The sequence below is a fragment of the Haloarchaeobius amylolyticus genome (assembly GCF_026616195.1).
Classification (GTDB): domain Archaea; phylum Halobacteriota; class Halobacteria; order Halobacteriales; family Natrialbaceae; genus Haloarchaeobius; species Haloarchaeobius amylolyticus.
The window spans coordinates 652013-661499 of the sequence record NZ_JANHDH010000002.1; the positions used below are offsets into that span (position 1 = coordinate 652013).

General features: G+C 69.6%; 10 protein-coding genes. 5 read left to right on the plus strand and 5 right to left on the minus strand.

Features of this window, described 5'->3' with window-relative positions; genetic code table 11:
* Nucleotides 1–6 precede the first annotated feature (6 nt).
* From NOV86_RS15640 to NOV86_RS15655, 4 genes are read right to left on the minus strand one after another with little or no spacing between them, the layout of a single operon-like run.
* Entirely contained in the window at nt 7–465 is a 459-nt protein-coding gene (locus tag NOV86_RS15640; protein WP_267642546.1) for a Mut7-C RNAse domain-containing protein, read from the minus strand.
* 4 nt (nt 466–469) lie between these two features.
* Nucleotides 470–2209 carry a DNA polymerase/3'-5' exonuclease PolX gene (gene polX, locus NOV86_RS15645; protein WP_267642547.1) on the minus strand — a complete coding sequence of 580 codons (1740 nt, stop codon included), beginning with the start codon at nt 2207–2209 and terminating at the stop codon, nt 470–472.
* Between the two features lie 3 nt (nt 2210–2212).
* Entirely contained in the window at nt 2213–2629 is a 417-nt protein-coding gene (locus tag NOV86_RS15650) for a DUF5788 family protein (protein WP_267642548.1), read from the minus strand.
* Nucleotides 2630–2652: 23 nt separating this feature from the next.
* Entirely contained in the window at nt 2653–2985 is a 333-nt protein-coding gene (locus NOV86_RS15655) for a hypothetical protein (RefSeq protein WP_267642549.1), read from the minus strand.
* Between the two features lie 190 nt (nt 2986–3175).
* On the opposite strand from NOV86_RS15655, the gene NOV86_RS15660 reads away from it, so the two are divergent.
* From NOV86_RS15660 to NOV86_RS15675, 4 genes are read left to right on the plus strand one after another with little or no spacing between them, the layout of a single operon-like run.
* Nucleotides 3176–4099 carry a rhomboid family intramembrane serine protease gene (locus tag NOV86_RS15660; RefSeq protein ID WP_267642550.1) on the plus strand — a complete coding sequence of 308 codons (924 nt, stop codon included), beginning with the start codon at nt 3176–3178 and terminating at the stop codon, nt 4097–4099.
* A gap of 3 nt (nt 4100–4102) precedes the next feature.
* Nucleotides 4103–4843 (plus strand): endonuclease V, encoded by a 741-nt coding sequence (locus NOV86_RS15665; protein WP_267642551.1) that lies wholly within the window; start codon nt 4103–4105, stop codon nt 4841–4843.
* Between the two features lie 25 nt (nt 4844–4868).
* A complete protein-coding gene (locus NOV86_RS15670; protein ID WP_267642552.1) occupies nt 4869–5762 on the plus strand; it encodes an SDR family oxidoreductase in 894 nt (297 codons plus the stop codon).
* A 2-nt stretch (nt 5763–5764) separates the two neighbouring features.
* Nucleotides 5765–7090: a glycerate kinase type-2 family protein gene (locus NOV86_RS15675; RefSeq protein WP_267642553.1), complete on the plus strand. Its 1326-nt coding sequence runs from the start codon at nt 5765–5767 to the stop codon at nt 7088–7090.
* A gap of 132 nt (nt 7091–7222) precedes the next feature.
* On the opposite strand, the gene NOV86_RS15680 is transcribed toward NOV86_RS15675, so the two are convergent.
* Nucleotides 7223–8260, minus strand: coding sequence for a halocyanin domain-containing protein (locus NOV86_RS15680; protein ID WP_267642554.1), 1038 nt, complete (start codon nt 8258–8260; stop codon nt 7223–7225).
* Between the two features lie 107 nt (nt 8261–8367).
* Between NOV86_RS15680 and nirK the strand changes: the two genes are divergently transcribed.
* Nucleotides 8368–9456, plus strand: a complete 1089-nt coding sequence (nirK, locus tag NOV86_RS15685) for a copper-containing nitrite reductase (RefSeq protein WP_267642555.1) — start codon at nt 8368–8370, stop codon at nt 9454–9456.
* Nucleotides 9457–9487 lie beyond the last annotated feature (31 nt).

Sequence of the window (9487 nt, forward strand, 5' to 3'; positions counted from 1 at the left end):
TTTCTGCTACCCCTGCGCAGCCCGCACCCGTTCTAGCGTCTCCCGCATCCGGTCCCAGTGACTGCCACGCCAGAAGCACTGCCCGCAGTCGAGACACCGCCACGTCGGCGTGTCGTCGTCGGGCGCGTACTCGGGGGTGGTTGTCTCGGGAGGGACGCGCTCGACAGGGCCGTTGCAGCGCCCGCAGTACTCGGGCTCTTCGGTCGGGTGCAGCGAGACGCCGGCCTCGAGCAGTTCGGCGAGCTGGGCCTCGGTGTCGCGCCGGCGGAGGAGAATCGCCTCGTCGGCCCGGTTCGCGAGATGGACGTCCCGCGTGACGAGGGTCCGCCCCTCCTCGGCGGCGATTGCTCGCAGCCGGTCGTCGTCCTCCTCGCCGCGGTCGAGGGCGTAGACCGTGTCGTGACCACAGAAGCGGAGGTACGTCGTCAGGCCGCCGCACATCACGTCGAGGAGGAAGCGGGACATCCGGTCAGTGCAGGAACTCCCGAACCCCGTCGGCGTCGCGAGCGTTGAGCACGTCCGCAGCCTCGGCCCAGCCGCGGCGGGCGGTGTGGACCCCGTACCGGACGTACTCGTACGTCGAGGTGCGGTGGGAGTCCGTGTTGATGGCGATGGTCGCGCCCGCGTCGATGGCGTACTTGACGGCGCTGCCCGAGAGGTCGAGGCGGTGCGGGTTGCTGTTGATCTCCAGCGCCACGTCGTGTTCGACCGCGGCCTCGGCGAGGCGCTCGGGGTCGATGTCGAGGCCGGGGCGCTGGTTGAGCAGCCGCCCCGTCGGGTGGCCGATGATGTCGACGGAGGGGTGTTGCATGGCCTCGACGAGCCGGTCGGTCCCGTCGCCGTCGAGGGCGGCGTGCGGGGAGGCGACGACCACGTCGAGTTCGTCGAGCACCTCGTCGGCCACCGAGATGCTGCCGTCGGCCGCGATGTTCGCCTCGACGCCGGTGAACACCGCGATGTCGGCGTTCTCGGCCGCCTCACGGACCGCCTCGGCCTGTTCGAGCAGTTCCTCGTCCTCGACGCCGACGCCCCCGACGACGCCGGGTCCGGTCGCGTGGTCGGAGATGCAGAGGTAGTCGTGGCCGAAGTCGGCCGCGCCGGCGATCATCTCCTCGATGGTCTCGTTCCCGTCGGACCAGTCGGTGTGGGTGTGGAGGTCGCCGCGCACGTCGTCCGCTTCCAGAAGGTCGGGCAGGTCTCCATCTGCGGCGGCCTGTATCTCGCCCCGGTCCTCGCGTAGCTCCGGCGGAATCCAGGGCAGGTCGAGTGCCGCGTACATCGACTCCTCGGTGTCGCCACCGACGCGGTCGCCGACGCGCTGGCCCGCGTCGGGGTCGTCGACCCCGGAGACGTCGAACGCCCCGTACTCGTTCAGTTTCATGTCGCGCTCGATTGCGTAGTTCCGCAGGGTGACGTTGTGGTCCTTGCTGCCGGTGAAGTACTGCAGGGCGGACCCGAACTCGGCGGGGACGACCACGCGGAGGTCGACCCGCAGGCCGTCGCTCCGGACCGCGGCCTTCTCCGAGCCGGCCTCGATGACGCTGTCGGCGTCGTCCCAGTCGGTGAAGGCGTCGACGACCGCCTCGCCGTCTTCGCTGCCGACCAGGACGTCGACGTCACCGATGGTCGCGCGCCAGCGACGGAGCGACCCCGCGACCGCGACCGAGTCCGTGGCGTCGGCCGATTCGAGGTGGGCGACGACCGAGTCGGCGACCGGGCGGGCGGTGCCCAGCAGGGCGCGCTCGCCGGCGGACTTGGCGAACTCGAGGTTGTCGAGGATGTTCTGCTCGGTCTTCGCGCCGAAGCCCTTGACGTCCTGTATCTCGCCGGCTCGCGCGGCGGATTCGAGGTCCTCCAGCGTCTCGACGCCGAGTTCGTCGTAGAGCGTGCCGACCGTCTTCGGGCCGACGCCCTCGACGCGGAGCAGGGCCGCCATGTCGACGGGGTAGCGCTCGCGCATCTCGGTCAGCTCCGCGATCTCGCCGGTCTCGGCGTACTCGACGATCTTCGCGCTGATGGCGTCGCCGACGTGGTCGAGTTCGTTCACGGCGTCCTCGCCCTCCGCGACGAGCTCGTCGAACGACCCCGGGTACTCGCGGACGCTCTCGGCCGCCCGGCGGTACGCGTTCGGTTTGTACTCGACGCCGTCGGCCTCGAGCAGGTTGGCCATCTCTTCGAGTCGGTCGGCGACGTCCTGTTGGAGTGTCATGGGTTAGCGGTCGAGTGCCTTCTTCAGGAAGTTCATCCAGCGCTTCTGGTCGGCGGCCTCCTTGGCCTGGGTCTCCCGTTCGAGGTCGGTCGGGCCGAGGTTCTCCAGTGCGTTCAGTGCCCGGTCGATGCCGATGATGGCGTTCGCGAGGTCCTCGCCCTCCTCGCGGGAGAGCGACGCCCAGTCGTCCTCGAGGCGCTGACGGCGCTGGATCCGCTCGCGTCGGAGGTTCTTCTTCGCCTCCTCGACGCGTTCTTGCTCGCCCGGCGGGACGGTGTCCCGGCGCTTGATCTCGAAGACGAACTCGCGGAGGTCGAGTTCGGTCCCCTGCACCTCGATGCGGTCTGGGATGTTCGCACCGATGGTCGCCCCCTCGCGGTCGACCTTCGCGAGGAGCTGCTTCTGCTCGTACTCTTTCACACCCCTACGTCGGTTCCGGCGGGTCAAAAACCTGCTTCTGCGGCGTGATCCGCCGGCGGTTCGCCGGTCGCGTCGCCCGCGTATCGAGTCTCGATACGGCGGTCGAACTCGGTGATACCTTTACGTCCGAACCGGTCCACGGACTGGATAGGGAACACCAGTTCCCAGGCAGCCATGTCGACCCGAAGAATCCGCACCCGGCACGCGACCCGACTCGCCCTTTCCCCGGACGAGTCCCGACGTGCCAACGTCATTCCCGCGGCCGGGACGCGTTCGTTCACGTCGACGACATGGCGGTCGGTCAGACCCTTCGACGGAAGGTGACGATATCCAATCCCGGACGATTCCACGTTCATCGGCGGGCGGTTCACAGCGCCGCCCGCCCCAACCACCCCATTCGCTGTGCTCGACACCGCTCGACACCCGAGCTGGTGCCATCGGTCGCCCCGGCGATACCCCGATAGTTACTCCCCCAGCACCCTCGATTTTAGCGGTTGCGTCCCCGTTCCCAAACTCCTTTGCGTCTGCTCTGCTTACGTCAGGTCAATGCCTGAATGCGACGAGTGCGGCGACCACACCAGTATGCCGTACACGTGCAACCGGTGTGGTGAGAAGTTCTGTGGCAAACACCGGTTGCCCGAGAAGCACGACTGCCCCGGGTTGCAGTGGAACGACCCGCAGGGCGTCTGGCAGGAGGACGAGTCCACGAGCGGTGGGAAGAGCGAGTCCGGCGGTATCGCGAGTGCTCTCCCGAACCTCGGCTTCGGTCGCGGTGGCGCACTGAGCTACTTCCGCGGGAACATGACCTACGTGTTCCTCGCGCTGATGTGGGTGACGTGGGCGACCCAGTGGTTCATCCTCCCGGGTATCACCGACATCGGCCCGAGGACCAGCCAGCTCTGGTACGACATCTTCACCCTCCAGAGCAACCACCCCGAGTACGTCTGGGCGTGGTTCACCTCCATCTTCGCACACGCGGGCGGCCTCGGCCACATCGCCGGCAACAGCATCGTGATATTCTTCTTCGGCCGTCTGGTCGAGGAGTACGTCGGGAGCCGGGACTACACGCTTATCTTCCTCGGGAGCGGTATCGTCGCCGGCCTCGGCCAGATCGGTATCGCGCTCATCCAGGGGAGCCCGACCGCCCTCTACGGGGCCTCTGGCGCGGCACTGGCGATGCTCGGCGCGCTGACCATCATCCGGCCGAACCTCACCGTCCTCATCTACTTCCTCATCCCGACGCCCATCTGGGTCATCACCGGGCTGTACGCCCTGTTGAGCGTCACCGGCATCCTCGGTGGCGGTGTCCCGCTCCCCGGCCAGGCCAACGTCGCCCACGGGGCCCACCTCGTCGGCCTCGCCATCGGCCTGCTGTACGGCCAGCACGTCAAGGGACAGGTCAGTCTCCCGCGCGAGACGCAACTGGGTGGCGGTGGCGGCCGCCGTGGTGGCGGTCGCGGCCCCTTCTGAGGGATGCGAGAGGCGTTCGTCCCCGACCCCGCGGCCTCCCGTGAGGAGATGGAGGCCCAGCAACGCCAGGTCGCCGACGCCGCGATGTTCGCCGACGACTTCGACTTCGACGCCGACAGGGTCGGCTCGGACACCGGCCCCCTCGTCGCGGGGGTCGACCAGGCGTTCCTCGACGACCGCGCCGTGAGCGCCATCGTGGTCCTCCGGGGCGACACCGTGGTCGAGAAGACCTACGCCGTGTCGCCACTGGAGATACCCTACATCCCGGGCCTGCTCTCGTTCCGCGAGGGCGGCCCCATCCTCGACGCGTTCGAGACGCTCGACACCGACCCGGACCTCGTGCTGTTCGACGGGAGCGGGCGCATCCACTTCCGGCAGGCCGGCCTCGCCACGCACATGGGCGTCATCCTCGACGTGCCGAGCATCGGCGTCGCGAAGAACCTGCTCTGTGGCACGCCACAGGGCGAGACCGAGAACCTCCCCGCCGGCGAGCGCGTCGCCATCGCCGCCGACGACCGGGTCGACGCGCCCGCCGGGACGACCATCGGCTACGCGGTCCAGACCCGGCAGTACGACTCGCCGGACCGGTCCATCAACCCGCTCTACGTCAGCCCCGGCCATCGCGTCGGCGCCGAGACCGCGGCCGACCTCGTCGCCCGGCTCGCGACCCGCTACAAGCTCCCCGAGCCGACCCGTCTCGCCGATTCCTACGCCGACGAGGCGAAACGAACCATCGACACTTAGGTACCCGGCGGGAGAACGCCGGCCCATGACAGACGACTCGGACACGGACGCCGACGACGTGGCGACCGAGACATCTCCTGGCGGCCCGGAGCCGACGCTCGAGACCGTCCTCATCACGGGCTGTTCCTCCGGAATCGGCCGCGAGACGGCGAAGGCGTTCCTCGACGAGGACTGGCAGGTGTACGCCACCGCGCGAGACACCGAGGCCATCGCGGACCTCGCGGACGCCGGGTGCAAGACGGCCGAACTCGACGTGACCGACCGCGGGCAGGTCGAGCGCGTGGTCGACCGCATCGTCGACGAACACGGCCGCATCGACTGCGTGGTCAACAACGCCGGCTTCGCGCAGATGGGCCCCGTCGAGGACGTGCCGACCGACAAGGTCCACGAGCAGTTCGACGTGAACGTCTACGGGCCACACCGGCTCATCCGGGCCGCACTCCCGCACATGCGCGAGTCCGAACGCGGCACCATCGTCAACATCTCCAGCGCGCTCGGCCGCATCACGATTCCGGGGTCGGGCATCTACTCGGCCTCGAAGTTCGCAATCGAGTCGATGAGCGACGCCCTCCGCGGCGAGGTCGACCAGTACGACGTGGACGTGGTGGTCGTCGAACCCGGCCCGGTCGAGACCGAGTTCTACGACCGCGCCGACGACGAGCTGGACGACCTGCCGCGGTCCGACGCCTACGGCGACCTCTACGAGATGTACGACGACGCCAACACCGTCAGTGGCGGCAGTCCGATGTCGGTCACACCGACGCGGGTCGCCGAGACCATCCTGAACGCGGCGAGCAGCACCAACCCGGACCCGCGCTACCCCGTGGGCGCCGCCGCGAAGTACTTCATGCTCGTCCGGTTCGTGCCGGACCGGTGGCGGGACACGGTCCTCCGGCTCGTCCGGAAGTTCGCGACGTAGCGATGCCGATCCGGAACGCGGACGCGCTCGGCCGGACCACGGTGCGCCAGACCGCGCTCGCGTGTCTCGAGGCCGGTATCGAGGCGGCGCTCCCAGAGCAGGTCGTCGCCGAGCGCGTGCGCTACGCCGACGAGACGCTGACCGTCGCCGGCGAGACGTACGACCTCGCCGGGGTCGAGCGCGTCGTCCTCGTCGGGGGCGGGAAGGGTTCGGGTCGTGTCGCCGCGGCGCTGGCCGAGACGCTCGGTGACCGACTCGACACGGGCGTCGTGGTGGACGCCGAACCGACCGACGCCGGGCCTGTATCCGTGGTCGTCGGTGACCATCCGACCCCGAGCGAACGCGGGGTCGCCGGCGCACAGCAGGTGCTCGACCTGGTGAAGACCGCCGACGAGTCGACGCTGGTGCTGGCGGTCGTCACCGGCGGGGCGAGCGCCCTCTTACCGGCACCTGCGGACGGTATCGCGCTCGACGACCTCCAGACGGTCACACGACGATTGCTCGACGCCGGCGCGAGCGTCGGCGAGCTGAACGCGGTGCGCAAGCACGTCTCCGCGCTCAAGGGCGGGCAACTGGCACGTGCCGCGGCCCCTGCGTCGGTCGTCACGCTCGCGTTCTCGGACGTGGTCGGCGACCCACCCGACGTCATCGGGAGCGGGCCGACCGTCCCCGACGAATCGACGTTCGAGGAGGCGCTGGCGGTGCTCGACCGGTACGACGTGGACGTCCCATCGGTCCGGGACCGGCTGGACCGAGGCGTCGCTGGCGAGGTGGCAGAGACGCCGAAACCGGGCGACTCGGTGTTCGATGGAACCAGCTACCACGTGCTGGCGAACGCACACACCGCGCTGGACGCGGCTGCCGAGGCCGCCAGAGAGCACGAGTTCGACCCCACGATACTGTCCTCACGCATCGAGGGGGAGGCCCGCGAAGCCGGGCGGTTCCACGCAGCCGTCGCTCGCGAGGTCGGCGAGACGGGGAACCCGGTCGAGGCGCCGGCGGTGCTCCTCTCGGGCGGCGAGTGCACCGTGACGGTCCGGGGCGACGGGACCGGCGGGCCGAACCAGGAGTTCGCGCTGGCGGCGGCGCTCGACCTGCAGGCGGTCTCGGAGGTCGCTGTCGGCGCCGTGGACACCGACGGCCGGGACGGGTCGACCGACGCGGCGGGCGCGCTGGTCGACGGCGAGACGGTCCGGGAGGAGCCGGCGGCTCGCGAGGCACTGGCGGCCAACGACGCCTTCGGCTACCTCTCGGGCCGGGACGACCTCGTGCGGACGGGCGCGACCGGGACGAACGTCAACGACCTTCGGGTCGTCGTCGTGGCGTAGGGCGAACAGACGGTACGGGAGTCCACACGCCGGCGTACCGTACAACCGCGGAACCGGGCGTGTGGCGGGTGGTCAGGGCATGCACCGTCTGGCCGCGCGCTCGGTCTTGAACCCTCGTCGGGTCCGGGCACCTCACCGCTTCCGACGGGACCGCTTCTCCGGGACGACGCCGCCCGGAGCGTACACCTTCCCCTGCCGGTCCCTGTCGCCCCTGGCGATGAGGAGAGCGAGCAGGGCGACGGGCGAGAGCGCCGCGGCGGTGAGCAACCCACCGGTCACCAGTGCGGGCGTACCGACCTCGATGATGCCCGCCTCCGGGTTCCCGACGACGATGGCCCCGCGCATGTTGTGGGCGCTGTGGCCGGGACAGGCGTACTTGCTGATGCCATCGCCGTCGAAGGTGAGGGAGTAGGTCGCGCCGGCCTCGTCGGTCGCGTCGCTCGCGTACGTCTCGTCGGCGTCGCGAACGTCGTGGACGCCGCCCTCGCCGGTCCACTCCCAGACGACGGTCGTGCCGGGGTCGATCCGGACGGCGGCGGGTTCGAAGGCGTAGTTCCCGCCGTTCCCGCCCGCACCGACCGCGATGGTGGCCGCCTCCTTCCCGCGCATGTCGACGGTCCCCTCGTAGTTCTCGACGCCGTCGAACCAGTCGCCGTAGTCGGGTTCGACCTCGACGAGGCCGGCCGTGCCGATGTCGACCGGAGCGCCACCGACGACGACCGCGCCCTTCATGCCCATCTGTTCGTGGGGTGCACAGACGTAGGTGCTCACGCCGTCGGCTTCGAAGGCGTGCTCGAAGGTGGTGCTCGCGTCGGTCACGAGGTCGCTCTCGTACGCGCCCGCGGTGTCGACGACGTTGTGCATGCCACCCTTCCCGGTCCACTCCCAGACGACGGTCGTGCCGGGGTCGACGCGGACCGCGGCCGGCTCGAAGGCGAACGCGCCACCGTTGCCGGGTGCCCCGACGCTGATGGCGACCTCGGACTCGCCGCGGGCATCGAGGAGGCCCTCGAAGTTCTCGACGCCCTCGAACCAGCCGGCGAGGCCCGACTCGTCCTGTCCTGCTGCGGTCGCTGCGGTGCCGGTGAGCGACGCGCCGGCGGCGAGCGTACCGACGCCCCGGAGGAATCGTCTGCGGCTGTCGTCGTCGGGGACCGTTCTCGTGTCCATGGCCGGACATTGGTGAACCGTCGATATATCGGCCGTTCAGATTCTCTCACCCCGAGAACCGCCCCGAGTATATATTATTAGTATTGTTTAAGGTACGCCTGTAACACATGAGTTCTACCACGACCCGGCGGCGGTTCCTGCAGGCGATGGGCGTCGGTACGGCCACGGCGCTCGCGGGCTGTACTATCGGAAGCCAGACCAACGACCTCTCGATCTCCGAACATGGCATGGCTGGCGGGCAGGCCAAGCTCTCGCAGGCTGCGGCGGTCGACGTCGACCGGGTCGCTGCCGACCCGCGCGACGTCCCGGCCCCCATCACGCGGACGGACCCGGCCGTCGTCGAGGTCGAGATGGAGACGACGGAGGTCGTCGCCGAGGTCGAGCCCGGCGTCACGTTCACCTACATGACCTTCGACGGACAGATTCCCGGCCCCATGGTCCGAGCCCGCGTGGGCGACACCATCGACCTGACCATCCGCAACCACGAGGACAACTCGATGGTCCACAACGTCGACTTCCACGCCTGCCGGGGCCCCGGCGGCGGGGCGGAGGCGACCGTGGTCGCCCCCGGCGAGGAGGCACGCCTGCGGTTCAAGGTGACCTACCCCGGCGCGTTCGTCTACCACTGCGCGGTCGCGAACGTCGACTACCACATCTCCAGCGGGATGTTCGGCCTCATCGTCGTCGAACCCGAGGAGGGCCTGCCGGCGGTCGACCACGAGTTCTACCTCGGCCAGCACGAGCTGTACACGACCGGTTCGGCGGGCGAGGAGGGCCACCACGAGTTCGACTTCGAGGGCATGGCCGCCGAGGACCCGACGTACGTCCTGATGAACGGCGAGAAGTACGCTATCGGGCCGCAGGGCTACGACGAGATGCGGGTGCAGACGGGCGAGACGGCCCGGATATTCTACGCGGTCGGCGGCCCGAACCTCACGTCGGCGTTCCACCCCATCGGCAGCGTCTGGGACGAGGTCTGGGAACAGGGCGCCCTCGCCAGCCCGCCAGACCGGTTCGTCCAGACGACGCCGGTCGTTCCCGGGTCGTCCTGCGTCGCGACGATGTCGTTCCCGGTGCCGGGCGACTTCAAGCTCGTCGACCACGCGCTCAGCCGGGTGGCTCGCAAGGGCTGTCTGGCGGTGGTCCACGCGGAAGGGCCGGAGGACACGACGATATTCGACCCCGAGCCGGCCTGAGCGCCGACGTGGGGTGAGAACGGTCCGGCCG